Consider the following 25,102-nt stretch of genomic DNA (forward strand, 5'->3'; position numbering starts at 1 on the left):
TTAGTCTTATTCCCCGTTACTCTTATTCGGCTTTACTTTAACGTACTTTTCATTACCCACGGCTATTTTTATTCACTAAAATGGCACGCCATTACGGCATACTGATGCTAATGCTAATGAACTTGATTTATAGCCATTATTACTAAAAATATTATTATTAATACTTACACTTTTACTATTAAGCCATTGCCGCTCCGTTGAGCCATTACCATAAGGTATTCGATACACTGCAAACTGATGATCGTTAGTACTATAAATTAAATTCGCAGCAACGTTGGCTGAATGATGAGAACGATTAGAATAATAACTAAAAGTCCCTTGGCAATCTTTTACAATATAAGAACCGTTAGTGCTACGAACCGCAATATAAGGTTGGCGAGTACCTTCATAGTAACGCTGTTGCCACTGGCCAACAGTATCTGTCAGCATGATTCTCTCAACGTTTTTTTCAGTATCAGAATCTTTTATTGTTGTTGATAATGGCGGGGTTGCATTAACGACAGGGACGGAATCGGTAACAGGTACTGAAGATAAAAGCTGAGGCTGTAAATGTAGAGTTTGATAATGCCAAATAAACCATCCAATCAGGGCGATAATAATAATTAAGCTTGTACAAATAAAAATATACCGGCGTTTAACCCCTTTATTAACAACGCGAGAATGAGTGGTACCGGCATCGATTTGACGTTGTAGCACCAGCAATTGTTCATTGAGACGACAATTAGTTGTCTGCAATAACATTAGCGCTTCTCGAGCACAATTCTCACCTGCATTATACGCATGCGTCAGTTGCTGTTGGTTTTGTTTAATCAAAGCTTGTAATTGGGCTTTTTCTTTAATCAGTGCTCGTATTTTTTCTTGAAGCGCAGTCATGTGCTGCTGTGCCCCTGCACTATTATCACTTTCAAGCGCTATTTCAGCACATTTTTTATTGCCATTCCCTTGATTTACTTGTTGATAAGCCAAGTTCAACATTTTCATCAATGCTTGTGAACCACCTTTATCTGGATGTAATGAGACTGATAATTGTCGATACTTTTTCTTTATATCAGCTTTTGAACAGCTATCATCTGTACCAAGTAATTCATGAAATGTGGTCATTAATCAAATCATCAAAGGGAATATTTGATGATTATAAACAACTCCACTATAACCTGTAAATCCTCATACAGTTAGTCTGTTTCTTTGTAGTTATTAGAACGAAATTTTCCCGGTGAACAGCCAATATGTTTTTTAAATACGCGAGAAAAATAAGAAACATCTTTAAATCCAGCCGAAGTAGCAACAGAGGCTATTTTTTCATGATCGGCACTTAACAAACCACACGCTAAATCTAACCGCTTTTGAATAATATACTGTTTAAGTGTTACCCCCATTGTAGAGTGAAATAAACGAGAGAAATACGTTGCAGAAAAATCACAGGCTTTAGCCAGTTCTTCTTCACGCAATGGTGCACTAATATCATTCTCAATTATAGAAAGTGCCGGTAATATTGAACGTTCTCGTTGTGATATATTACTATCAATTACAATGTCTTCTTTATGTGTATGTAAACGACTTAAACAGCTATCCAATTTTTGTCGATTTGCGCTCGCAACTAAAATATCTTCAGCACCAGCACGCAGTGCAACAATTGCTAGTTCAGAATCTAAATCATGATAAACAATGACGACTTTTACAATTGGATAACGCTGTTTAATTATTCTCAATAATTTAAAGCCATTAGATTGTGAGTTTTCAATTTCAATGAAAATCAATTCATACCCAGTCATTGTTAATAGCAATTCATAGGGTGATACGTCTAACACATTATGATATTTCATAAGATTATTTTTAACACAGGTATATTTCTCTTTATAGCAACAGTTAACCCAGATCATATAACCTCCAGACGTACATGACGCATTAATTTCTCCGATATCGCGTCTTAAATATAAACAACTCATTTATACCTTTAAATAAGAAGACAATTACATGTATTAATAAAATAATTGAGAATTACTTTTGCTGTTGTTCTAAATATTAGATTTTATCGTTTTTTTATCTCGACAGAACGCACAAAAATATAACCTAATAAAATACTCAAACCGAATATTAACCAATATGGTCATCGACTGCCCCTACTAATTTTGTGATTTATTTCAAAAAACAACAATAAACGTATACATGTTTTTTATCAATACAGTCAATAATATAGGTTGTTTTTATAAATTAATTAGATCGTCGATGAAGTTTTTTTTAACCACAACGCGTACACTCTCATTATATTCTTTTTTGGCTGCTGCGTTTGTCTCTCAAATGAACATTAGCTATGCGGCAGATCATCGCCAACCTGCCGTTGTGGCTGCCTACTACCCTGATTGGAAAGTATATACGCCCAATAATCCTTATCCTGCCAGTAAAATTCCAGCAGATAAATTAACCCATCTTATTTATGCTTTTCTTGCCGTTTGTGGCCCTGTTGACTCATCACCGAATAACATCAAAAAAATAATTGCCACTCAATGTGCGAATAAACCAACAGGCACAGCTATTATTTTAGATGAATATGCAGCTTTGCATATTAAACTGGCAGGAGAAACAGCAACTAACGTTAGCTACAAAGGTAATTTTGGTCAATTAAAAGCATTATCGGATAAATACCCCCATTTAAGTATTCTACCAAGCTTTGGTGGATGGACTCTTTCAGAGCCTTTTCATACCGTTGCTCTTGACCCTACCTATCGAAAGACATTTATTAATTCTGCGACAGAGTTAATCTTAAAATATGATTTCTTTGACGGCATTCAAATTGATTGGGAGTATCCAGGTGGCTATGGATTATCAGGTAAAGGTCAAACCAATGCTAAACTAGAGCGGGAAGCCTACAGTCTATTAATTAAGGAATTACGGCTTAAATTAAACACATTAGAACAACAAAATAACCGCAAGTACCAACTTTCAGCCGCTATTAATGCTGGTCCTAAAACATTACCAGGCATTAACTGGTCTTATATTAACCAGTATCTAGACCAAGTTTATTTAATGAGTTTTGATTTCTTAGGCAATTGGAACCATGTTGTTGGTCATCACAGCAATTTATATAGTACGCCAAATACCCCTGATAATACTTCTGTCGAAAACCAAGTTAATGCACTTATCGATAAGAACATTTCTAAAAATAAAATCATTATCGGTAGCCCTTTTTATGGTCGAGGATGGCAAGGTGTAAATACGATCTCACCAGATAAACTTGAAAATATAAATAGCAAAGGTGGATTACGGAAAGGTTCTGACATTCAGGATCCTGGCTATTTTAACTACAGTGATATTAGTAAATACTTCCTTAGCAACCCTAAGTTAGGTTATCGCTACTACTACGATGAAGCTGCACAAGCGGCGGTGCTTTATAATCAAAAAAATAAAGAATATATCAGCTTTGAAGATAAACGTTCTCTTAAAGCAAAGGCTGATTATGTTAAGAAACATGGTCTTGGTGGTGTATTTGGGTGGGAAATAACCTCAGATGTGAATGATGAATTAATTTCAGTGCTTGATAGCACCTTAAACCCTTAATCAACACCGCTCAAAAAATTACCATTAGGAATATTTCGACAATATCAGCACAGCCTAAGCTGGTTTATTTTTATACGGAATATTCCTTTTGTTATCAACTGGCGCTTATTTTATTTAGTCAGTAACTTTTTTTTTATTTTTTTGCTGACAATCACATTTTTATCCCCTAACATTGCGGGCGAAATGAGTTCCGATGAAGGTAGCAGGAGAGTGGCCATTGACGAATACCATAAGAGTATACACGTCGGCCCGCCGAAGAAGTAAGCGAAACATAATATGATCCCATCATGTTTGATTCGTAAATCTTTCAGGCACCAGATTGCAGTAATGCAATAGGTATGGACTGTTATTGGAGGAGCCTCTGGAGAGACTCGTTAAATCGAGCGCCGAAGGAGCAAACCGTAGCATATTACGGTGAAACTCTCAGGCAAAAGGACAGAGGAGATAAGAGCAGCAACAAGAAGCCATTCTGTAACTAACACTTACCTGTTGTTCTATATCTCTTCCTTTGTACGTTGAAGGAGGAATAATGAATCCACTACATGACACAATTTTTAATTTTCTACGCACTTTAGACAGCTTTGTTTGGGGACCACCGCTATTAATTCTATTAGTCGGTACTGGTCTATATCTAACAATTCGACTTGGCTTTATTCAGATCCGTTATCTACCACTGGCATTACAATATGTTTTTGGTGGTAAAAAAGATCCTGATAGCACCGGCGAAGGTGATGTATCAAGCTTTGCTGCATTGTGTACTGCGTTATCTGCAACAATTGGTACAGGTAATATTGTTGGTGTTGCAACTGCAATTAAACTTGGCGGCCCTGGCGCGCTTTTTTGGATGTGGCTGGCGGCTTTATTTGGCATGGCGACTAAATATGCAGAATGTCTATTAGCGGTTAAATACAGAGAAGTTGATGCAAACGGTCAAATTCTTGGTGGTCCTATGTACTACCTTGAAAAAGGCGTTGGTAGTAAGTGGCTTGCTAAATTATTTGCTCTTTTTGCTGTTGGTGTCGCTTGTTTTGGTATTGGTACTTTTCCACAAGCAAATGCCATTGTTGAAGCAGCACATATTTCATTTAGTGCACCAAAAGAAATTACCGTTGTTATTCTTACTCTCTTAGTTGCGACAGTAACATTAGGTGGAATTCAATCAATTTCTAAAGTAGCAAGTACTGTAGTACCGCTAATGGCTGGCTTTTATATTATGGCTTGCCTGATTGTTTTAGGTACCAACTTTCACGCATTACCCGCTGCTATTGAAACCGTCATTCAATCAGCCTTTACTGGTCATGCTGCCACGGGTGGTTTTGTTGGTGCTGGTATGATGTTAGCAATTCAGTCAGGTATTGCTCGTGGTGTATTCTCAAATGAATCAGGCTTAGGTAGTGCGCCTATTGCTGCAGCTGCTGCACAAACTAATTCATGTGTTCGCCAAGGCTTAGTATCAATGACAGGTACATTCTTTGATACCATCATTATTTGTACTATGACAGGCTTAACACTTGTTGTTACAGGTGCATGGACCGGTGATTTTGCTGGTGCAACGATGACCACCCATGCTTTTGCTACTGGTTTACATTCTGATTATTACGGCCCATTAATGGTTTCTGTTGGCTTAATGTTTTTTGCCTTTACTACTATTTTGGGTTGGAACTACTACGGCGAGCGTTGTATTACTTACTTATTTGGCGTTAAAGCAATCATGCCTTATAAGATCGTCTTTCTCGTTCTTATCGCTAGTGGCGCATTCATGCAACTAGACATGATTTGGGTAATTGCAGACATTGTTAATGGCTTAATGGCAATTCCAAACCTTATCGGTCTGGTGATGCTACGCCATGTTGTTATTGCAGAAACCCAGCAATACTTTGCAAGTTTAAAAGTACAACACCAAAATAAAAACCCTATTTCGGTGCAGTAATTTGCAATCAATAAAAAAGCCTCAGTCTTCACTTTTACATTGAAGTGATACTGAGGCTTTTTTATATCATATTATTTGCGAAATAAGCCCCTATCACCACCATAGTAACGATAACAGCTGCTCTTCCTGCTCTGCAGAATATTATTCATAAACAAAAACGGATGCCAACAACGCTAATCGTTGGCACCCGTTTTATTTAGCAATACCGCTTTAAACCATAATGATTATGCAGCTGTTACTTCTGTAGTTGCATCTTCACCGCGCATAACACGCGTTAGTTTTGGTGCAATGAGCATAGTGAAAAGAGCAATACCCGCAGTAGAGTAACCAATAATTCCAAACACATGACTATATAGCATTAACGTCTGGTGAGGTTCGATGATATTAGCAGGAGCAGCTGTTAACGTTGCAACCCAGCCAGCGACAACCGCTGCTGTTGCTGAGGTTAGGAACCACATACCCATCGCAAAACCCATCATTCGTTGCGGTACCAGTTGCGCAACCATCGCTAAACCAAGGCCTGATACAAATAACTCACCGATTGATTGGAAGCCATAAGAAAGAATCAACCAATTTGAATCAACAATACCGTCGCTGTTAGCAAAATGCGCACCAAGCACTAACACTAAGAATGATAAGCTACATAGCACCATACCTAATGCAAACTTAAATGGCATAGAAAAACGATCACCATATTTGTTATAAATCATCGCAAGTACAGGACTTGCAATCATAATCCATAATGGGTTTAGTGCTTGAAACTGTTCAGGCGCCACACTGATACCAAATAAATCATGTGAAATATTGTGGATCGCAAAGAAGTTAAGCGACGTTGGCATTTGGAAATAAAGAACAAAAAATACAATACCTTGCAGCATCAAGATAAAAGCAACAAACATTTTTGCTCGTTCAATACCTGATGTTGAAAATAGCTCTTTAAAATACAATCCAACAATTGTACAACCAACCACAACCAAAATAGCATGTGCATAAAATAGGTGTTGTAATAAAATTGCACTAACAAAACTCAATACAACTGACCCAACAACAACACCTAAAAAATAGGTTTTATTTAATGGCTCCATATCAGGCTTAGAACCAATACCTTTGACAATACGACCACTAATATAAAAATTAATAAGTGTAATAACTAGACCTGCAGCACTGACACCAAACGCAATATCGTAGCCAAATTTCTCTGCAATCCATGGTGACAATAGCATTGAGAAAAATGATCCCAAGTTAATTGCCATGTAATACATTGTAAATGCACCATCTAAGCGAGGATCATTTTCGCCATACACTTTCGCTAATAAGCTTGATGGGTTAGCTTTAAACAAACCATTACCCATGGTAATAAAGCCCATTGCAATATAGATAAGATCTGAGCCACCATACCCACTGGTTGCCGATAAACCTAATAATGCATAACCAACAACAAGCACCAATGCGCCTAGTTTTATGGTTCTTTTGGTTCCTAGTACTTTATCCCCTACCCAGCCACCAATAGCGACGGAGCCATAAACTAATGCAGAGAATGCACCAAATAATGTAAAAGAAGCAGTTTCTGACATACCTAAAATTTTAACCATATAAACAGTTAAAATTGCTTGCATGCCATAGAAACCAAACCGTTCCCAGAACTCAATTGAAAATATCAAATAGAACGGCTTTGGCTGTTTGAATACGTTCTCGTCAGACATGTGGTGTTTCCTTGAAAGGTTTCGATAAAACTAATTCAAACACGTATATTGCTTAATGCTATTTCGCCCCAATGTGAAATAACAAGAATAATAATGCTATACCGTCTTATTAGTAATGAATATAAAATTAAAAGCAGCTAAAAATTATAGTTATGCATTTACTACATTAAGACTGAAATAAAACAATAAATAAAGACACCGAAAATGAAATATTAAATACCAGTAAATACGAAAAAATTTTATTTATTTATTTACAGATAGTTATCATATTAAAACACCATTCAAATATTAATTTTTATATCATTGGTATTTATTAAACAGCGATATAACAACAACATCCAATTGATAATAACAATCAATATCAATTACGCCCTGTAAAGTAATAGCCATTCTGGTTTGTTTTATCTCCATATACTATCATTTAAATAATATAGAATTACGAATACAACAAAGGACAATAGAACGCTTATTTCTACTTATGTAAGTCGTTCTAAAATAATTATTCAATATACGAATAAGGAAAGGATCATGATAAAGAAATCATCTCGACGGCGTTTTATACGATTAACAGCTGGCGGAATTATTGGTCTGACACTGGGTAATAAATTTCTTATATCTTCTGTCACTGCAGCTCAACTGCCTCAGCTTAAACAAGACAGTCCGCAAGCGAGTGCTTTAAAATATGTCAATAAATCACTTATCGCAGGCCAAAATTGTAAAAACTGCCTATTAATTCGTAATGATGGTAGTAATAATAAATGGCAGCCTTGTGCTATCTTTCCTGGGAAAAGCGTAAATATCAATGGCTGGTGTTCAGCCTATGCCCCTCAGCCTGCGTAGATTATCTTATTACAAAAATGCCCGCAGACATGCAGGCATTTTATATTGATCTATTTATTGTTCAGCTAGCTAAAACAACGCTCGCCCCAACGGGCTAAGCCTGCCGTTACTGAGCCAAAATAGCTACCACTCACAATCGGAATATTTGGTAATTGTTGTTCAATGCACTGGCGTAAAATAGGTGAACGTGCTGTACCCCCAGTCATAAATATAGCATCAGGCTTAACTTGACTTTGCGCCATTGCCTCAATAACAAGATCACGCATCTTTTCTTTTGGCGTTTCTATCGCTTCAGCTAACTGCTGTGCTGATATATCCACTTCAAACAAATCTTGCATTAACGCCATATTTACGGTGTGGTGATTGTGGCTTGATAATGCAATTTTAGCTTCTTCTGCATGACGAACAATTTGATAACCAAGTGTCTCATGATAAACATGAATGAGTCGCGATAATAATTGCGGATCAGCGGCATCATGGCGAAGTTTTTCTAGCGCACGTAAATTAGCATCACCATAAAATTCTGTTTGAGCTGCAACGTTATTAATCGCAATCGGATTCCAAAACTGATTAAATGGCATATCTATACCACGAAGTGTTTTGCTACCTAGACCAAACTGCGGCATTAATTGCTTAAATGCCAAATGAATATCAAGATCATTACCACCAACACGTTGGCCACTATGCGCTAATAGACTTGCACTACGATCGCTAAGATGACGAAAACTAGGGCCCATATTAATCAATGAGCAATCTGTCGTACCACCGCCAATATCGACCACTAATACGGTTTTATCTGCTGTTAATGTTGACTCATATTCAAGCCCTGCCGCAACAGGTTCAAACTGAAAACATACATCTTTAAATCCAGCTCGTTTCGCAGCTTGTGATAAAATACCTTCAGCTTGTTGGTTAGCACTCTCACCGCCAATACCTTGAAAGTTAACGGGGCGTCCAATAACGGTGCTGACAATCTCTTGTTGTAAACTTTGTTCTGCAGTACGCTTTATATTAACCATCATTGCGCAAACCAGATCTTCAAAGAAACTAATTTGGCCATCACGTAAACCGTTTGCACCTAAAAAAGATTTAGGTGACTTAACGTAATATACCTCTTCAGGATCATTTAGATAAAGATCTAATGCCGCTTGGCCAAATTGTAAATCACCCGCAACGACTTCAATATCTTCTTCGCGATTCAATGCCATAGCACGGCGTAAAACTTGTTCACCGATTGAATTTGATGGTTTAATACCCATAAAACGGTATAAGTATTCTGACACTGATTCACGTGTTGGCGCACATAAGGTCGACGGAATATATTGATTATTATTCTCTAACGGTAAAAGTTTAGGTTTACTGTCTTCCATTACTGCAACCGAACAATTCGCGGTTCCATAATCAAATCCAATGTACATCGATTAACACTCACATGCAGTAAAAAAGCCGCCAATAATAGCTCATTCTATAAAGTAACACACGGACATCTTAGCTTGTGTTTGTATATAATAGGCGAACGGCAATAAACGTTTAAAATTTAAGCTTAAATGAATTAAGTGGCACATTTTTTTATTCATTTTTATCATTTTGTCGATGCATTTACCGTCCTTTATCGACATAATAGAACCATAATTTTTTTAAAAGTACTGAAATATGAAACGTATTTATCAAGCCTTTTTTGTTCTACTCTTTACTGTAGTTGCACTATCAGGATGTTCTGATTCAAAAACACCTCAAGAAGGTGACCAATATTCAGTTATCCCGACACCAATGCCTGCAATGAAAGGAGTAACTGAAATATTTTCTCTTTCTTGTGGTCACTGCCGTAAGATGGAAAGCATTTTGCCTGAAATCAAAAAACTAACGAATACCGATATCAAACAGGTTCACGTTATTTTTAATGAAAGTGCACAAAAAGCAGCCTTCATTTTCTATGCCGCAATGGTACAAACAGACAATAAACCAAGCCATGCATTGGTTGAGCAACTCTTTGCCTTTGTTCAAGACTCACCAAAAGATATGAGTGTAGAGCAACGTAAAGCTGCTATTGATAAGATCTTCCATGATAACAATTTAAAGAGCCCTTATGAGCTAACAGAAGCTCAACAAAAAGAAGTATTTAAAATGTTCCAACAATCTGAAGATATAGTGCGTAATGCAGCACTAGAATCAGTACCTGCATTTTTGGTTAACGGCAAATACTTAGTCAATACCAGTGCACATAAAAGCTTACAAGATCTAGCAAATACTATTGTTTACTTAAAAAACAAACAATAATTAGCTTTTTAATTATAAATACCTGCTCTTTTGCAGGTATTTTTTTATCTCGATATTTTATACAGAAATATCTGATGCTTCTCAGCGTCATAAGTTAATCAACAAACACGAGACATGGCATGCCATTATGATCAATACGATGAATAGTCGTTTTAAATACTGCCTGTAATTGTTCAACATTCATCACTTGTTCAACACTCCCATAACCGACGCAATGGCCATGATCGAGTAATACTACCCTGTCAGCTTCGCGTAAAGTCCGATTTAAATCATGGTTAACCATCACCACCGCAATACCTTGCTGAGCGATATAACGTACCATTTGATACATCGTTGCTTCTTGACCAATATCTAATGCCGCTGCCGGCTCATCAAGTAATAACAGTTTCGCTTGAGGATTAATACTTGGCCAAACCTGCAAGCATGCAGCAGCAAGACGTACCCGTTGCCATTCTCCACCAGAAAGTTGTTGAATATTACGTGACAACTTATCTTGAATATTTAATCGGCTACAAATCTCATTAAGTGCCATTTGCAATTGTTGATTATCAACATATTGTAAAGCTGACACGGCCAACGACAAGTATTGAAATACAGGAATAGAAAAATTAGGTTTATCTTGCTGCGACAAATAACTTCGCACATGTGCCAAAGACGGTAAATCATAATCGGTTAAATCATTATTGAGTAATTGAATACTACCCCCATAATTAAATAGCCCTGATAAAATCGATAATAGAGTACTTTTACCACTACCATTAGGACCAATTACATGAGTGATCTGCCCAGCATAAAGTGTGAGTGGCATCGGCAATAATCGAGGCACAATAGCAATATTTTGTGCCTTTAAAATTAACTCTGGCGTTGAAATATTATGGTTATCAAACGTTGTGATCATGTTTTAATCCAACTGCGAACGCATTAACATCCAGACAAAAACTGGTGCGCCAAGTGATGTTGTCACCACACCAATCGGTAAATCAGCATCACTTAATAATACCCGTGATAAGGTATCTGCTAATACCAATAATATTGCGCCACAAATTGCTGAGAGTGGCAGTAAATATTTATTCTCGGTGCCCAAATGCAATCTTAACAAGTGCGGTACAACCAAACCTACGAATCCAATCACACCAGCAAGAGCAACAGAGCACCCGACTAACAACGATATCATTAAAATCAATAACCATCGAATACGTCGAACATCAACCCCTAATTGACGCGCAGCCACATCCCCAAGCATCATTACATCCAATGATTTACCTTGCAAACACAGTACAACTAGTACCGGTACAATAAAAAACAATAACGATAATTGTGGCCAACTCACGCCACCAACGCTGCCCATCAACCAATACATCAGCTGACGCATGCTTAAATCATCACTAAAATAAAATGCCCATGTCACCACCGCGCTCGATAAGATCCCGAGTGCCACACCAATTAATAATAATCGCGCCATAGATATTTTTTGGCGTCGAGAAAATCCAACTAAAATCAAGGTAAATAATAACGCGCCAGCCATCGCAGCAAACATCGTCATTAATGGCGTTGGCGTAATAGGAACAACAAATAATAGCAATACAACAGCCAGGCTTGCCCCACCAGAAATGCCAAGTACACCGGGTTCTGCTAATGGGTTACCTAATAAAACCTGTAACACTGCACCAGAGCTTGCTAGTGCAGCCCCAACAATCATTGCTGCTAGTACTCGCGGGATTCGTAATTGAAGTAATAACTGTTGCTGCAGTTCGCCAATAGGTGCCCAAGGTAAAATCCACACTTCACCAACGGCAATAGCAAACAGGCAAATCGCGATCAACAAAATAGAACAAACAATCAACCAAGTACGCCATTGTTGTTGCCGTTGCTGTAATAATTCATTTAACAATATCAAGACTTTATTATGCTCAAAAAAGTAAAGTCAAACACCATACAGTGCCATTTTTATAATGCAAACAAACACTGTTAAAACCGCGAACTTTCAAGATACTTATCAATATGATGGGTTAGATTTAGCATAAACTCTGACTTGTTCATCAAAAATTAAGCTCGCTTTTTTAACCATCAATGCTGCTCGTTGGCCAACGACAACATGTCGATTAGGAAAAACAACGGCTTCTCCATGTGTATCTGCGACATATTTTTTATCACCATCGACGGCAAACTCATTACCTTCAGCAAAAAAAGTAAAATTAGCAACATCATCATCAAAGGTAAATAAGAACTCAGGATGTCGCTTTACTATCGTTCGACTAACTTGATATACCTCGACTTCACTGGTCCAAATGATCGGCAAAGCAACATCAGTGATCAATTGCAATATTGCATGCTGAAATGGTGCCAAAACTGTGAAATCGTTCTGTCCTAATTTGCCTACACGCCCAAGTTCAACAGTCAACGCTTGAGCGCCGTGATATTCTGCGCTATACCATGCAAATGTCGGTGACGGTGTATTTGAAAGTAAAACGGCATCCAATTTAGCATGATGAATAAAGCTAAATAATTTATTACTGCGAGTTTGTTTATCGGTATAGGGGCTAATTGCGAAGGTATCGTGTTGTGAGGGGCGAATAGCACAATGAAGGTCAAGGTGCCACCTCTCAGGCTTTATAGCAATAGAAGTGCCATAAAAGCTGTTAATAGCCACCTGTAATGCATTCGCAATACGACACTCATTATTTTTCTCAAAATTTCTCACCTGAAACAGCCGATTCATATTTTCAACCATAAAGCGTTGCTGATGATTAATCGCTTCAGGATGGGCAATGATTAACAATAAACGGTGAACGGGTTGAATCTGCCCTAACACCACGCTTGATGCTATTTGCTGAATAAGTTCAACTGGCGCAGTTTCATCACCATGAATACCGCTAGACAACACGATATCTTTGGCATCGGCGGCTAATTCTCGTGGAGTGATTTGCAACACACCACGGTATAAGAGTTGGCAATGTACCCCTGAATCTAATACCCATTCCCCAGCAACAAAAGATTGGGAAAAGTCGCAGGTTGCTTGAAGAAACTGCCCGCGCTTTATTTGCTCAATTAACGTCACAATACAACCTCCCTGTTCATTTCAACTTACCCCTAGACCTCTGCTTATATCATCCTCAACATAAGAGATAACACCATTACTATAGTTAATATAGTTCTGTTGTCAGTAACGTCACAACGATAAGGTAATAAAAAACCCAAGTAAAAATACATTTACTTGGGTTTCAGTTCAGATCAGCAAACTTGCGAAAGATTTATTTATTAACTTCTAAACTTTCGACACGAGCCTTAAGCTTCTGACCGGGACGGAATGTAACGACACGGCGTGCGGAGATAGGAATATCTTCACCCGTTTTAGGGTTTCTTCCTGGTCTCTCATTTTTGTCACGCAAATCAAAGTTACCAAAACCAGATAACTTAACTTGCTCACCATTTTCTAGAGCCTTCCTAACTTCTTCAAAGAAGACTTCCACCGTATCCTTGGCGTCCCGTTTGCTTAATCCAACATTTTCAAACAGGTTCTCAGCCAAATCGGCTTTTGTGAGCGCCATAGATAACTCCCTCAAGACTATGTTGAATGGATAGTGTACATACCTACATAAAAAGTATGCCACTGTGAATAAGGTATATGTCAATTAGAGATGTAATTCTAAACTGCAAAAACTACGGGACTATATTATCCCTCTCACTATCAACTAGACTCAGTCTAAGCCAACTCGCTGATTTTCGCCAACTTTTTTACGTTAACTTCATGTCAAATTACACCATTTTAATTGCGAAATTTTACTATAACAGTGCATCTAGTTGATCTTGCCAAGACAACAAACAGCATTAAATCACTAAAAAATCCAAAATATACAGTGAAAAACTCCAAACGAACACTTAATATTAGAAAAAATAACTATTTATCAAGCTGTTATTATTTTTTAGATCTAGATCAAAAAAAAAGCAGCCTCAAGAGGCTGCTTTCCTAAAACAAAGACTTAAATTTAATTATGCTGCATTTTTAATCACGAAGTGATGCATCAAATTTTTCAGCCAATGCATTAACAATACTTTCTACTGCTGCTGCAATATCTGCTTCTTCTAATGTACGCTCAGTTGATTGCAACGTTAACGCAATTGCAAGACTCTTCTGACCGTCATCTACACCTTTACCAGTGTAAACATCAAATAGATTAACAGCTTTTAATAGCTCACCGCCGTTTTCACGACAAGCTGCCACAACATCACCTGCTGCAATATCATCATTGACTACAACCGCAATATCACGACGGTTTGCAGGAAACTTAGAAATAGAAACAGCTTCAGGAAGCAGACGAGTATTGATTGCTGCCCACTCGATTTCAAATACGATAGTACGGCCATTTAAGCCAAACTTGCGCTCTAGCTCTGGGTGTACTGTACCGATGAAACCAATTTCTTTACCATCAACAACGATAGCAGCTGATTGGCCTGGGTGAAGTGCTGGGTGTTTAGCAGCTTTAAAGCTATAAGCATCTTTTGCAGTTAGCTCAAGCACGGCTTCTAAATCACCTTTAAGATCAAAGAAATCAACAGTGTTAGTTTCAATATCCCAATGCTCATCACTACGGTTACCCGCAATCACACCTGCAAGCATCATTTCTTGACGCATGCCATTTTCTGCTGATTGCTCAGGCACAAAACGTAGACCCGCTTCAAATAAACGTACACGTGGTTGCTGACGCTTTTGGTTGAACACTACTGTATTTAGTAGGCCAGTCCATAGGCTCAAGCGCATTGCTGACATATCCGCAGAAATTGGGAATGGCAGAATCAATGGCTCAATTTCAGGCACGATCAGTTTTTGTTGCTCAGGCTCAACGAAGCTATAAGTAATAGCTTCTTGGAAACCACGACCAACGAGCAGATCACGTACACGCTTAAGCGGAAGGTTCGCTTCTTTGTGTAAGTTCATGCTTAGTGCAGCAACTGGTGATTGGTTAGGAATATTGTTGTAGCCGAAAATACGCCCCACTTCTTCCACTAAATCTTCTTCAATTGCCATGTCAAAACGCCATGCAGGTGCTGTTGCTTTCCAGCCAGCATCTGTAGTTTCAACATCACAACCTAGACGTGTTAGGATTTCAACCACTTCTTCAGAAGCAATTGAGTGACCTAATAGGCGATCTAGTTTAGTACGACGTAGTTCAATTGTTGCCGCTTTAGGCAAATCAGCTTCTGATTCAGCTTCAACGATAGGTGCAACGTCACCACCACAGATTTCAACGATAAGTGCAGTAGCACGCTCCATCGCTTTCATTTGTAGTGTAGCGTCAACACCACGCTCAAAGCGGTGTGAAGAATCAGTGTGTAAACCGTAGCTACGAGCACGACCACGGATTGCATCTGGTGCGAAGAATGCACACTCAAGTAGTACGTCTTTCGTCTCAGTGTTAACACCAGAGAACTCACCACCGAAGATACCAGCAATCGCTAGTGCTTGCTTGTTATCTGCAATTACTAACGTGTTGTCGTTTAGTTCAGCTTCGTTACCGTCAAGAAGCGTTAGTTTCTCGCCTTGCTCTGCCATACGAACAACGATACCGCCATCGATCTTAGCAAGATCGAATGCGTGCATTGGTTGACCCATTTCAAGCAATACGTAGTTAGTGATATCTACGATTGGATCAATTGAGCGTGTACCACAACGACGTAGCTTCTCTTGCATCCATAATGGCGTTTCAGCTTGAACGTTTACATTACGAATAATACGACCAAGGTAACGAGGACATGCCGCAGGCGCTTTAACATCGATAGCGATTGTATCAGCCGCTGTTGGTGCAACGATCTCAAATTGAGGCTCAGTCACTTCAGCACGGTTTAGCACACCTACTTCACGAGCAAGACCTGCAATGCTTAGACAGTCAGCACGGTTAGCAGTTAGGTCAACGTCGATAGTTACATCGTCAAGACCTAGGAATTCACGGAAGTCAGTACCTAATACTGCATCTTCTGCAAGTTCCATAATACCGTCAGACTCAACGTCGATACCTAGCTCAGTGAATGAACAAAGCATACCGTGAGAAGGTTGACCACGTAGTTTTGCTTTCTTGATTTTAAAATCACCAGGAAGCACTGCACCAACTGTTGCAACAGCAACCTTGATACCTTGACGACAGTTAGATGCGCCACAAACGATGTCTAGTAGCTCTTCAGCACCTACATCTACTTTTGTTACGCGTAGTTTGTCAGCGTCTGGGTGTTGTGCACACTCAACCACTTGACCAACTTTAACGCCAGTGAATTCACCAGCAACTGCTTCAATACCGTCAACTTCCAGACCAGCCATTGTGATCTGGTGAGCTAGTTCTTCGCTGTTTACTGCAGGATTAACCCACTCGCGTAGCCAAGATTCAGAGAATTTCATAGATTTCTAGCCCCTAGTGCTTACTTAAACTGTTTTAGGAAACGTAAGTCGTTCTCAAAGAACGCACGTAAATCGTTAACGCCGTAACGAAGCATGGTTAGACGCTCTACGCCCATACCAAATGCAAAGCCTGAATATTTCTCAGGATCGATGTTAACTGAACGTAGAACATTAGGGTGTACCATGCCACAGCCTAGTACCTCTAACCACTTACCATTCTTACCTTTAACGTCAACTTCAGCAGAAGGCTCAGTGAATGGGAAGAAAGAAGGACGGAAACGTACTTCAACTTCTTCTTCAAAGAAATTACAAAGGAAATCGTGAAGAATACCTTTTAGTTGTGCAAAGTTTACGTTTTCATCAACTAACATACCTTCCACCTGGTGGAACATTGGTGTATGAGTTTGATCGTAATCATTACGGTATACACGACCAGGAGCAATGAAACGGAATGGTGGTTGACCATTTTCCATTGTACGGATCTGAACACCAGATGTGTGCGTACGTAGCATTAGATCTGGGTTGAAGAAGAACGTATCGTGGTCAGTACGTGCTGGGTGATCTTCAGCAATGTTCAATGCATCGAAGTTGTGGAAAGCATCTTCAATTTCAGGACCGGCTTCAGTGGTAAAACCAAGCTCACCAAAGAAACTTTCAATACGCTCAATGGTACGTGTCACTGGGTGAAGACCACCATTTTCAATACGGCGACCAGGTAAAGAAACATCAACAGTCTCAGCCGCAAGCTTAGCTTCAAGCTCTGCACGTTGTAGGCCGTCTTTACGCTCAACAAGTAATGTTTGTACTACTTGCTTCGCTTTATTGATTTCTTGACCAGCAGTGCGTCGCTCTTCTGGTGGTAATTTACCTAGGGCTTGTAGTTGAAGAGTTAAGTGACCCTTCTTGCCTAGAAATTGAACTCGGACTTCGTCCAGAGCGACTGATGAATCAGCCTGCCCAATAGCTGCCGTTGCGTTGGCAATAATCTCGTCTAGATGTTGCATCGTATCCTCATCCACCCACAGGTGGCGTCCTTAAGGGAGATATAAAATCGCGTAACGATACATACTAAAGAAAGCAGCGTCTAAAACCAAATTGAATCGTAATAAAACAGTAAGTTTGGACGAAAAAAAAACGTCTTTTGCCATTAATATTCGAATTTGTGCTTTTTCAGTACACTCTTGCCATGCGACATAAGACTATAAAACAGATTTCGCACACCTATATTCCATTTTTCTCTCTTCCTTAAATGAGATCAAAAAAGTAAATTTTAGTGATAATTATCTTGGAATAATCATCATGAACACCCAATACTTTTCAGCTTTAATCAAAATAAGCCTATTTGCATCTTTACTCTGTTTAGGTTTGGTGTTGTTAGGTAACTACGGTCTTCTTTCCAACATGCCGATTGAAGTCAAAGACCTGACAACCAATCAAACTCATATTGATTACATCCATATCATTTTCTATGTTGTTTTTAATTGTATGTTTGTAGGATTTCTTGGTTGCCTACTTTGGAGAGCAAGACATACACAACAACAAATGAAGCAATATCTTGCTCACAACTAATTGTTAATATTCACTAATTAGCCAACAGCTATGTTTATATAATCGCCTCTGAGCGCTATATGCTAACTATTGAGGCGTTTTACATGTAATAAAGCTGTGATAAATACGATCTTTTTTTATCAAATTGGTTTTAAAGTTACATTTTTCAGTGTAAATTATGATCAATGTCAATGTTAGGAACCATATTATGAATACTAAAGATCTTGCTGCTCTCTCAAAAATTTCAACTATCGCTGCGATCCTTTGTACTGCTTTATTGCTGCTTGGTAATTATGGCTTAGCATCTTCAATGCCGATTGCTCCAGAAGACGGTTTCAATTTCATTAATCTTGTTTTCTTTATGGGCTTCAACGCATTATTTGTTGGTTTCTTAGCGTTTTTACTTAAGACTCTAGCAACTGCAAACAAAAAACGTAACCAACGTTACGCACGAGCATAAGCGGTAACAACGAAATTCTATTGTAAAGCCAGTAATAATATTTTATTACTGGCTTTTTACCCTCTGATGATCTTTTTATATTTCCTTCCCCCCTATTTCCTCATTTAAAAAATTAAAAACAATACTGTATTGAATTAATTTATCGATCAATTCAATTAAACAGCGCTTTTAATGTGGTTGTAAAACATACTTTCCGTAATTAATTTACACTGCCGATGATAATGAGAAAGCAGCTTAGCTAAAGATCAAACAAACTATCACTACGATACGGGATGTGAGGTTCGAGATATGAGGTGCGAGATATGAGGTGTGAGATACGAGATACGAGGTGTGAGATACGAGATGCGAGGTGCGAGATGTGAGATGTGAGATGCGAACAATAACCAAGAAGAATAACTTAACTATAAACTTAAACGAAAAAAGGAGAGCCGAGGCTCTCCTTTCAACTTAAAACTAGACTGATAAATTACAGTGCAGCTTTTGCCTTTTCCACAAGAACAGTGAAAGTAGCTTTGTCAAATACAGCGATATCAGAAAGGATCTTACGATCGATTTCGATAGACGCTTTCTTAAGACCGTTGATTAGACGGCTGTAAGACATACCATTTTGACGTGCAGCAGCGTTGATACGTGCAATCCAAAGTTGACGGAAAGTACGTTTCTTCTGACGACGGTCACGGTAAGCGTATTGACCAGCTTTAGTAACAGCTTGGAAAGCTACGCGGTAAACACGTGAACGTGCACCGTAGTAACCTTTAGCTTGTTTAAGAACTTTCTTGTGACGTGCACGCGCTTGTACACCACGTTTTACGCGAGGCATAGGAGACTCCTAACTAAAATTAATAAAATATAAAACTAAAAACGATTAAGCGAACGGAAGCATACGAGCAACTGCAGCCACTTCACACTTAGGAAGGATTGCATTTGGACGAAGCTGACGTTTGTTCTTAGTAGTACGTTTAGTCAGGATGTGACGCTTAGTAGCGTGCTTAAACTTAAAGCCACCAGCTGTTTTTTTGAAGCGCTTAGCTGCGCCACGATTTGTTTTCATCTTTGGCATGAGATGATAACTCCGCATTGTTGATAGTTAATAATCATAGTAATAGGGCGAACAAAAAGCGCTACTTAAAAGCAGCGCTTTTTAGCTACTTGAATGCCGTTATTACTTCTTCTTTGGGGCAAGCATCATGGTCATTTGGCGACCTTCTACACGATTAGGAAAACTTTCACAGACCGCAATCTCGTCCAGTTCATTCTTAATACGGTTAAGAAGTTCAATACCAATGCCTTGGTGGGCCATTTCACGACCACGGAAACGTAGTGTGACCTTACCCTTGTTGCCCTCTTCTAAAAAGCGAGTCAGGTTGCGTAGTTTTACCTGATAATCGCCTTCGTCTGTACCAGGTCGGAATTTAACTTCCTTGATCTGGATTTGTTTCTGATTCTTCTTTTGCTCTTTAGCAGCCTTGCTCTTTTCGAACAAGTACTTACCATAGTCCATCACACGACAGACTGGTGGCTCGGCATTAGGGCTAATTTCAACTAGATCCACACCAGCATCAAGAGCAACATTCATTGCTTCTTCAATAGAAACAACACCGACTGATTCGCCGTCAAGGCCAGTTAGACGAACTTCACGTACGCCACGAATTTCTTCATTCAGACGATGCGCGTTTTGCTTAACTGGTGCTTGGGTTCTTTTTCCGCCTTTAATACCTTATTCCTCCACAACATTGAGCTTGCGATTGCTGATTTCTTCCTGCATAAATGCAATTAGTTCATCAATCTTAAATTTACCCAAATCTTTACCCTTGCGAGTACGAACTGCTACTACGCCTGCTTCGACTTCTTTGTCACCGCAAACGAGCATGAAAGGCACTCGCTTCAAAGTATGTTCGCGGATTTTAAAGCCAATCTTCTCATTTCTCAAGTCCGCATTGACTCTAATTCCACTTTTTTTCAATTTTTCTACAATTTCTTGCACATATTCTGCTTGAGAGTCAGTAATATTCATCACTACAGCTTGCTGAGGCGCCAACCATGTTGGGAAGAAGCCTGCATAATCTTCGATAAGAATACCGATGAAGCGCTCTAATGAACCAAGAATTGCACGGTGAATCATAACCGGTGTGTGGCGTTCGTTGTCTTCACCTACATATGTAGCGCCTAAACGCTCAGGTAATGCGAAGTCAAGCTGAACAGTACCACATTGCCATGCGCGATCAAGGCAATCGTGAAGTGTAAACTCGATCTTAGGACCGTAGAATGCACCCTCACCTTCTTGAATATCAAATGGAATGTCCATTGACTCAAGCGCGGTAACTAAATCGGCTTCAGCTTTGTCCCACATTGCATCAGAACCAACACGCTTTTCAGGGCGAGTTGATAATTTAACAACAATGTTATCAAAACCAAATGTCTTGTACGTATCATACACCATTTCGATGCAAGATGTAACTTCTTGTTGTACTTGTGCTTCTGTACAAAAAATATGCGCATCATCTTGGGTGAAACCACGAACACGCATAATGCCGTGAAGTGAACCTGATGGCTCATTACGGTGACAAGAACCAAACTCAGCCATACGTAATGGTAAATCACGGTATGACTTAAGACCTTGGTTAAAGATCTGTACGTGACCAGGACAGTTCATTGGCTTAATAGCATATTCACGGTTCTCAGAACTTGTTGTGAACATTGCTTCAGCGTACTTATCCCAGTGACCAGAACGTTCCCAAAGCACACGGTCCATCATTAATGGGCCTTTTACTTCTTGGTAATCGTATTCGTTTAGTTTTTCACGAACAAATACTTCTAGCTCACGGAAGATAGTCCAACCGTTATGATGCCAGAACACCATACCAGGCGCTTCTTGCTGCATGTGGAACAGATCAAGTTGCTTACCGATTTTACGGTGGTCACGCTTTGCAGCTTCTTCTAAACGCGTTAGATGCGCTTTCAGTGCTTTCTTATCGTGGAATGCAGTACCGTAAATACGTTGCAGCATCTTGTTATCGCTATTACCACGCCAGTATGCACCAGCAACGCTTAATAGCTTAAAGTTTTGACAGAAACCCATGTGTGGTACGTGTGGACCACGACACATGTCAATGTATTCTTCATGATGGTATAGACCTGGACGATCGTCACGAGCAACGTTTTCATCTAGGATTTCGATCTTGTACGTTTCGCCACGTGCATCAAACGCATCACGCGCTTCTTGCCAGCTAACGTTTTTCTTCACAACTTGATACTTAGTTTTTGCTAGTTCAAGCATGCGCTTTTCAATAACTTCAAGATCTTCTTGTGTTAATGATTGCTCTAGATCGATATCGTAGTAAAAACCATTGTCAATCGTAGGACCGATCGCCATTTTTGCTTCAGGGTACAATTGCTTGATAGCATGACCTAGCAAGTGAGCACATGAGTGGCGAACGATTTCAAGACCATCAACATCATCTTTTGCTGTGATGATTTCTAGGCTTGCGTCATTTTCGATAAGATCACAAGCATCAACACGAACACCATCAACACGCCCTGCAATGGTTGCTTTCGCAAGACCAGGACCGATTGAAAGTGCAACGTCCATTGTTGATACAGCATCGTCAAATTGACGTTGACTACCATCAGGAAGAGTAATAACAGGCATTTAAATATCCTTAAACAGTGGTGCCACACACCAAGTAGCACATGTTGAGTTAACAAAGCTTTTAGAGAAGCTTTTATGAATGAAAACGTTTTTACTTTGATGCCGCAATACTGAGCAACATGCTAAGGTAAAAACAGGGAGACACTATACAAACGGTAACAAGATATTGCAAAGGATCCCCCTAATTTTTTATACGCTTATTTTACTAAAACGTAATTCACTACGTACAGTTTCTCGATACCAGGGTAAATATCGTTAATAACCGCTTTTAATTCCGTCAATGTCATATTTTCTTGTTGTGCATGAAAATCATTCAACTCACTGAATGCTATTGGTTCAACACTTAAAATCTCTAAGCGACAAAACCAACGTCCATCCTCATAAGTTGATACCTCAACAGTAGTACCTGGAACATAATGACTTTCAGCTTCATCACGAATCGTTATTGTCTTTTTACCTGATAATATATCGCTTTCAAAACGTGCAAAAAAAGTCATTTCTGTAGGGATAATAGATGTCGTCATTATAATGTCCTTCGTGACTCAATAAATTTTGGTTTAGAGTAGCTACAAATATTTAAAAGTAAACGGACAATTACTAAGGAAAATAAATATTTATTCAAGATTAATTAATTTTCAATTTTAACAAAACAGTAAGTATTTGATTTGTTTTCAGTGTGTTACATAAAGGCACATCAATAATATACTTAAAATAGCACCAACTTCACAGATATATTCAAATGAAATGGACTAAGATGTTGATAGACAAGTTTTATCTAGTTCAATTTTATGCGTGGAGGATGCTATGTGGCAGGCTATTTCTCACCAATTGTCGGAAGTACTTGGTCGGCAGTTCAAAATCAACGAACGTGAGGCCATTTTAGGTGGTGATGTAAACCAATGCTATTGTGTTGGCGATGGCGAAGAGCGCTTTTTCATCAAACTCAATGACAAAGATCAGCTCACTGTATTTGAAACTGAAGCCGAAAGTTTACGTATCCTCAATGAAGCTAATTGTGTTCAAGTACCACAACATTTCCACCTTGGTACTTGTCGTGATAAATCTTTTCTCATTTTAAATTACCTTCCCACTAAAACCATTGATGACGAGGCTGGCTATAAACTCGGGCAACAACTCGCCCAGCTACATTTATGGGGCGAGCAAGTTGAATTTGGTTTTGATTTTGATAACTACATTGGTTTAACCCCTCAACCCAATAAATGGCGTCGTCGCTGGAATAAGTTTTTTGCAGAGCAACGCATTGAATGGCAATTACAGCTGTGTGAGGAAAAAGGGTTACATTTTGGTGATATTGATACAATAACAGCCAATGTCGCGCAACGGCTAATGAATCATCAACCCAAACCGTCATTGCTCCATGGTGACTTATGGCATGGCAACACGGCCTTAACGGTACTCGGTCCGATTATTTTTGATCCCGCGACTTACTGGGGAGATCGTGAATGTGATGTTGCTATGACAGAGTTATTTGGCGGTTTTCCAGCCAGTTTCTATGAGGGTTATCAATCTGTCTACCCTTTAGATGAAGGCTATCAAGATCGTAAGGATCTTTATAACCTTTATCATATTCTTAACCACTGTAACCTCTTTGGCGGCGAGTATATGGGGCAAGCACAGCATATTATTGCTAAATTATTACTAGAAAAGTAATTGCAAATATTTATTTTAATATCGCGCCAGCACTATTGCCACATAGTGCTGGCGCTTCAAACCTGTATTCGCAAAATAGAGAACAACCAACTAGGATTTATACTAATACACAGCACAATTAAACGATGCCTTTCATATTTATATTAAGGATCTATTATGCACAAATATTCAACGCAAAATGTATGCTGCCCACATTGCGGTCACAGCATCAGAATCCCTCTTGATGCGAGTGCTGGCAGTCAAGAGTTTTATGATGATTGCACTATTTGCTGTAATCCTATTCATTTAACGATGGAAGTCGATGAACTCCATAAAACCATTAATCTATTCGTTGATGCTGACGATGAGCAAATATTTTAAAAATGGGTTTTATTTGCCATCATACGTTCAACAGTATCTACAATAGCTTGTGTTTGTGGATCAATTTCCACATTAATAACATCATTTACCGTACGATTTTTAAGGTTAGTGCGTTGTAGGGTTTCAGGAATTAAATTGACATTAAAATGGCCATCTTTAACGTCACCAATGGTTAAGCTAATACCATCAATACCGATGTACCCTTTTGTGAAAATATATTTGATTAATTGTTCTGGCACTGAAAACCATATTTGATGATTATTTTCGGTAATATTTACGGCAGAAACGGTTACTGTGGTCATAATATGGCCCGACATAGCATGGCCTCCAATCTCATCGCCAAACTTAGCGGCACGTTCAACGTTGACATAATCCCCCACATTAAGCAGACCTAAATTAGTCACATTTAATGTTTCCTGCATTAAATCAAACGACACTAATTGGCCATTAATTTTCGTTACCGTCAAACAACAACCATTATGAGCCACTGAAGCGCCCACAACCAGCCCTTGAGTCATCTCAAAAGGTAAACGAATAATATGCGTTTGAAACTGCGTTTTTTTATCAATACTAACGACTTGTGCCGTCGCTTGTATAATTCCAGTAAACATATCTATCCTTATATTATTTTACTCTATGATTAATATATCAATTTATTAAATATTATTAATACAAACACACATAAAAATGGTCGATAAAGTAAGCTTCTTGTCAGCTATAG

The 25,102-nt window shown here is 38.8% G+C and carries 24 protein-coding genes and 2 riboswitches; of the genes, 8 read left to right on the forward strand and 16 right to left on the reverse strand.

The annotated features are described in order from the left end of the window. Nucleotides 1-75: 75 nt before the first annotated feature. Nucleotides 76-1,101, reverse strand: a complete 1,026-nt coding sequence (locus PMAL9190_RS02335; RefSeq protein WP_087843749.1) for a J domain-containing protein — start codon at nucleotides 1,099-1,101, stop codon at nucleotides 76-78. 71 nt (nucleotides 1,102-1,172) lie between these two features. Then, on the reverse strand, nucleotides 1,173-1,880 hold the full coding sequence (locus PMAL9190_RS02340; protein ID WP_087843750.1) for a helix-turn-helix domain-containing protein: 708 nt from the start codon (nucleotides 1,878-1,880) through the stop codon (nucleotides 1,173-1,175). 346 nt (nucleotides 1,881-2,226) lie between these two features. On the opposite strand from PMAL9190_RS02340, the gene PMAL9190_RS02345 reads away from it, so the two are divergent. Together PMAL9190_RS02345 and PMAL9190_RS02350 are read left to right on the forward strand one after the other, a co-directional pair. Beyond that, on the forward strand, nucleotides 2,227-3,555 hold the full coding sequence (locus PMAL9190_RS02345) for a glycoside hydrolase family 18 protein (RefSeq protein WP_235004265.1): 1,329 nt from the start codon (nucleotides 2,227-2,229) through the stop codon (nucleotides 3,553-3,555). Between the two features lie 193 nt (nucleotides 3,556-3,748). Further along, a riboswitch (glycine riboswitch) is annotated at nucleotides 3,749-3,887 on the forward strand. Between the two features lie 19 nt (nucleotides 3,888-3,906). Next, nucleotides 3,907-4,004, forward strand: a riboswitch (glycine riboswitch). A gap of 80 nt (nucleotides 4,005-4,084) precedes the next feature. Further along, nucleotides 4,085-5,485 (forward strand): alanine/glycine:cation symporter family protein, encoded by a 1,401-nt coding sequence (locus PMAL9190_RS02350; RefSeq protein ID WP_087843751.1) that lies wholly within the window; start codon nucleotides 4,085-4,087, stop codon nucleotides 5,483-5,485. 224 nt (nucleotides 5,486-5,709) lie between these two features. Here PMAL9190_RS02350 and dtpA read toward each other — a convergent pair whose 3' ends face one another. Beyond that, nucleotides 5,710-7,188: a dipeptide/tripeptide permease DtpA gene (gene dtpA / locus PMAL9190_RS02355; protein WP_087843752.1), complete on the reverse strand. Its 1,479-nt coding sequence runs from the start codon at nucleotides 7,186-7,188 to the stop codon at nucleotides 5,710-5,712. 528 nt (nucleotides 7,189-7,716) lie between these two features. Here dtpA and PMAL9190_RS02360 point away from each other — a divergent pair. After that, nucleotides 7,717-8,028: a high-potential iron-sulfur protein gene (locus PMAL9190_RS02360; RefSeq protein ID WP_087843753.1), complete on the forward strand. Its 312-nt coding sequence runs from the start codon at nucleotides 7,717-7,719 to the stop codon at nucleotides 8,026-8,028. A 65-nt stretch (nucleotides 8,029-8,093) separates the two neighbouring features. Here PMAL9190_RS02360 and yegD read toward each other — a convergent pair whose 3' ends face one another. Continuing rightward, a complete protein-coding gene (gene yegD, locus PMAL9190_RS02365; RefSeq protein ID WP_087843754.1) occupies nucleotides 8,094-9,446 on the reverse strand; it encodes a molecular chaperone in 1,353 nt (450 codons plus the stop codon). A gap of 235 nt (nucleotides 9,447-9,681) precedes the next feature. Here yegD and PMAL9190_RS02370 point away from each other — a divergent pair, with 235 nt between their 5' ends. Further along, nucleotides 9,682-10,305 carry a thiol:disulfide interchange protein DsbA/DsbL gene (locus tag PMAL9190_RS02370; protein ID WP_087843755.1) on the forward strand — a complete coding sequence of 208 codons (624 nt, stop codon included), beginning with the start codon at nucleotides 9,682-9,684 and terminating at the stop codon, nucleotides 10,303-10,305. Nucleotides 10,306-10,399: 94 nt separating this feature from the next. On the opposite strand, the gene btuD is transcribed toward PMAL9190_RS02370, so the two are convergent. The 6 genes from btuD to pheS all read right to left on the reverse strand — a co-directional run bounded on the left by btuD (nucleotide 10,400) and on the right by pheS (nucleotide 17,697). Continuing rightward, complete coding sequence (btuD, locus tag PMAL9190_RS02375) at nucleotides 10,400-11,203, reverse strand: vitamin B12 ABC transporter ATP-binding protein BtuD (protein WP_087843756.1); 804 nt, start codon at nucleotides 11,201-11,203, stop codon at nucleotides 10,400-10,402. Between the two features lie 3 nt (nucleotides 11,204-11,206). Next, complete coding sequence (gene btuC, locus PMAL9190_RS02380) at nucleotides 11,207-12,199, reverse strand: vitamin B12 ABC transporter permease BtuC (protein ID WP_087844199.1); 993 nt, start codon at nucleotides 12,197-12,199, stop codon at nucleotides 11,207-11,209. 102 nt (nucleotides 12,200-12,301) lie between these two features. Further along, nucleotides 12,302-13,363 carry a succinylglutamate desuccinylase gene (locus PMAL9190_RS02385; protein ID WP_087843757.1) on the reverse strand — a complete coding sequence of 354 codons (1,062 nt, stop codon included), beginning with the start codon at nucleotides 13,361-13,363 and terminating at the stop codon, nucleotides 12,302-12,304. A 193-nt stretch (nucleotides 13,364-13,556) separates the two neighbouring features. Further along, on the reverse strand, nucleotides 13,557-13,853 hold the full coding sequence (gene ihfA, locus PMAL9190_RS02390; protein WP_036795089.1) for an integration host factor subunit alpha: 297 nt from the start codon (nucleotides 13,851-13,853) through the stop codon (nucleotides 13,557-13,559). A gap of 455 nt (nucleotides 13,854-14,308) precedes the next feature. After that, nucleotides 14,309-16,693: a phenylalanine--tRNA ligase subunit beta gene (gene pheT, locus PMAL9190_RS02395; protein ID WP_087843758.1), complete on the reverse strand. Its 2,385-nt coding sequence runs from the start codon at nucleotides 16,691-16,693 to the stop codon at nucleotides 14,309-14,311. A gap of 20 nt (nucleotides 16,694-16,713) precedes the next feature. Beyond that, nucleotides 16,714-17,697: a phenylalanine--tRNA ligase subunit alpha gene (pheS, locus tag PMAL9190_RS02400; protein ID WP_060996458.1), complete on the reverse strand. Its 984-nt coding sequence runs from the start codon at nucleotides 17,695-17,697 to the stop codon at nucleotides 16,714-16,716. A 295-nt stretch (nucleotides 17,698-17,992) separates the two neighbouring features. On the opposite strand from pheS, the gene PMAL9190_RS02405 reads away from it, so the two are divergent. After that, on the forward strand, nucleotides 17,993-18,262 hold the full coding sequence (locus tag PMAL9190_RS02405; RefSeq protein WP_087843759.1) for a hypothetical protein: 270 nt from the start codon (nucleotides 17,993-17,995) through the stop codon (nucleotides 18,260-18,262). A gap of 187 nt (nucleotides 18,263-18,449) precedes the next feature. Next, on the forward strand, nucleotides 18,450-18,701 hold the full coding sequence (locus PMAL9190_RS02410; RefSeq protein ID WP_087843760.1) for a phenylalanyl-tRNA synthetase subunit alpha: 252 nt from the start codon (nucleotides 18,450-18,452) through the stop codon (nucleotides 18,699-18,701). A gap of 466 nt (nucleotides 18,702-19,167) precedes the next feature. On the opposite strand, the gene rplT is transcribed toward PMAL9190_RS02410, so the two are convergent. From rplT to yqfB, 5 genes are all read right to left on the reverse strand, one after another. After that, nucleotides 19,168-19,521, reverse strand: coding sequence for a 50S ribosomal protein L20 (gene rplT, locus PMAL9190_RS02415; protein WP_036795101.1), 354 nt, complete (start codon nucleotides 19,519-19,521; stop codon nucleotides 19,168-19,170). A gap of 45 nt (nucleotides 19,522-19,566) precedes the next feature. Further along, nucleotides 19,567-19,761, reverse strand: coding sequence for a 50S ribosomal protein L35 (rpmI, locus tag PMAL9190_RS02420; RefSeq protein WP_005367387.1), 195 nt, complete (start codon nucleotides 19,759-19,761; stop codon nucleotides 19,567-19,569). A 102-nt stretch (nucleotides 19,762-19,863) separates the two neighbouring features. Beyond that, on the reverse strand, nucleotides 19,864-20,415 hold the full coding sequence (gene infC, locus PMAL9190_RS02425) for a translation initiation factor IF-3 (RefSeq protein WP_087843761.1): 552 nt from the start codon (nucleotides 20,413-20,415) through the stop codon (nucleotides 19,864-19,866). Nucleotides 20,416-20,418: 3 nt separating this feature from the next. Next, a complete protein-coding gene (gene thrS, locus PMAL9190_RS02430; protein ID WP_045042709.1) occupies nucleotides 20,419-22,350 on the reverse strand; it encodes a threonine--tRNA ligase in 1,932 nt (643 codons plus the stop codon). A 197-nt stretch (nucleotides 22,351-22,547) separates the two neighbouring features. Further along, a complete protein-coding gene (gene yqfB, locus PMAL9190_RS02435) occupies nucleotides 22,548-22,874 on the reverse strand; it encodes a N(4)-acetylcytidine aminohydrolase (protein WP_087843762.1) in 327 nt (108 codons plus the stop codon). A gap of 280 nt (nucleotides 22,875-23,154) precedes the next feature. On the opposite strand from yqfB, the gene PMAL9190_RS02440 reads away from it, so the two are divergent. Together PMAL9190_RS02440 and PMAL9190_RS02445 are read left to right on the forward strand one after the other, a co-directional pair. Beyond that, the gene (locus tag PMAL9190_RS02440; protein ID WP_087843763.1) at nucleotides 23,155-24,021 is read left to right on the forward strand and encodes a fructosamine kinase family protein; all 867 of its coding nucleotides are present in this window, start codon (nucleotides 23,155-23,157) and stop codon (nucleotides 24,019-24,021) included. A gap of 156 nt (nucleotides 24,022-24,177) precedes the next feature. Beyond that, entirely contained in the window at nucleotides 24,178-24,381 is a 204-nt protein-coding gene (locus PMAL9190_RS02445) for a CPXCG motif-containing cysteine-rich protein (protein ID WP_065166130.1), read from the forward strand. Here the strand turns inward: PMAL9190_RS02445 and PMAL9190_RS02450 are convergent. Beyond that, nucleotides 24,378-24,992: a riboflavin synthase subunit alpha gene (locus PMAL9190_RS02450; RefSeq protein WP_087843764.1), complete on the reverse strand. Its 615-nt coding sequence runs from the start codon at nucleotides 24,990-24,992 to the stop codon at nucleotides 24,378-24,380. The genes PMAL9190_RS02445 and PMAL9190_RS02450 overlap by 4 nt on opposite strands. Nucleotides 24,993-25,102 lie beyond the last annotated feature (110 nt).

Source organism: Photobacterium malacitanum, assembly GCF_900185615.1.
In the GTDB taxonomy this organism is placed as follows: domain Bacteria; phylum Pseudomonadota; class Gammaproteobacteria; order Enterobacterales; family Vibrionaceae; genus Photobacterium; species Photobacterium malacitanum.

Bases quoted from the DNA above. Each gene is read 5' to 3' on its own strand.
- PMAL9190_RS02440 (WP_087843763.1), top strand. From the start codon at position 23,155: ATGTGGCAGGCTATTTCTCACCAATTGTCGGAAGTACTTGGTCGGCAG.
- yqfB (WP_087843762.1), bottom strand. From the start codon at position 22,874: ATGACGACATCTATTATCCCTACAGAAATGACTTTTTTTGCACGTTTT.
- yegD (WP_087843754.1), bottom strand. From the start codon at position 9,446: ATGTACATTGGATTTGATTATGGAACCGCGAATTGTTCGGTTGCAGTA.
- PMAL9190_RS02450 (WP_087843764.1), bottom strand. From the start codon at position 24,992: ATGTTTACTGGAATTATACAAGCGACGGCACAAGTCGTTAGTATTGAT.
- pheT (WP_087843758.1), bottom strand. From the start codon at position 16,693: ATGAAATTCTCTGAATCTTGGCTACGCGAGTGGGTTAATCCTGCAGTA.
- PMAL9190_RS02340 (WP_087843750.1), bottom strand. From the start codon at position 1,880: ATGATCTGGGTTAACTGTTGCTATAAAGAGAAATATACCTGTGTTAAA.
- PMAL9190_RS02410 (WP_087843760.1), top strand. From the start codon at position 18,450: ATGAATACTAAAGATCTTGCTGCTCTCTCAAAAATTTCAACTATCGCT.
- PMAL9190_RS02370 (WP_087843755.1), top strand. From the start codon at position 9,682: ATGAAACGTATTTATCAAGCCTTTTTTGTTCTACTCTTTACTGTAGTT.
- PMAL9190_RS02350 (WP_087843751.1), top strand. From the start codon at position 4,085: ATGAATCCACTACATGACACAATTTTTAATTTTCTACGCACTTTAGAC.
- PMAL9190_RS02335 (WP_087843749.1), bottom strand. From the start codon at position 1,101: ATGACCACATTTCATGAATTACTTGGTACAGATGATAGCTGTTCAAAA.
- thrS (WP_045042709.1), bottom strand. From the start codon at position 22,350: ATGCCTGTTATTACTCTTCCTGATGGTAGTCAACGTCAATTTGACGAT.
- PMAL9190_RS02360 (WP_087843753.1), top strand. From the start codon at position 7,717: ATGATAAAGAAATCATCTCGACGGCGTTTTATACGATTAACAGCTGGC.
- dtpA (WP_087843752.1), bottom strand. From the start codon at position 7,188: ATGTCTGACGAGAACGTATTCAAACAGCCAAAGCCGTTCTATTTGATA.
- rplT (WP_036795101.1), bottom strand. From the start codon at position 19,521: ATGCCTCGCGTAAAACGTGGTGTACAAGCGCGTGCACGTCACAAGAAA.
- ihfA (WP_036795089.1), bottom strand. From the start codon at position 13,853: ATGGCGCTCACAAAAGCCGATTTGGCTGAGAACCTGTTTGAAAATGTT.
- PMAL9190_RS02445 (WP_065166130.1), top strand. From the start codon at position 24,178: ATGCACAAATATTCAACGCAAAATGTATGCTGCCCACATTGCGGTCAC.
- rpmI (WP_005367387.1), bottom strand. From the start codon at position 19,761: ATGCCAAAGATGAAAACAAATCGTGGCGCAGCTAAGCGCTTCAAAAAA.
- pheS (WP_060996458.1), bottom strand. From the start codon at position 17,697: ATGCAACATCTAGACGAGATTATTGCCAACGCAACGGCAGCTATTGGG.
- btuD (WP_087843756.1), bottom strand. From the start codon at position 11,203: ATGATCACAACGTTTGATAACCATAATATTTCAACGCCAGAGTTAATT.
- PMAL9190_RS02405 (WP_087843759.1), top strand. From the start codon at position 17,993: ATGAACACCCAATACTTTTCAGCTTTAATCAAAATAAGCCTATTTGCA.
- PMAL9190_RS02345 (WP_235004265.1), top strand. From the start codon at position 2,227: ATGAAGTTTTTTTTAACCACAACGCGTACACTCTCATTATATTCTTTT.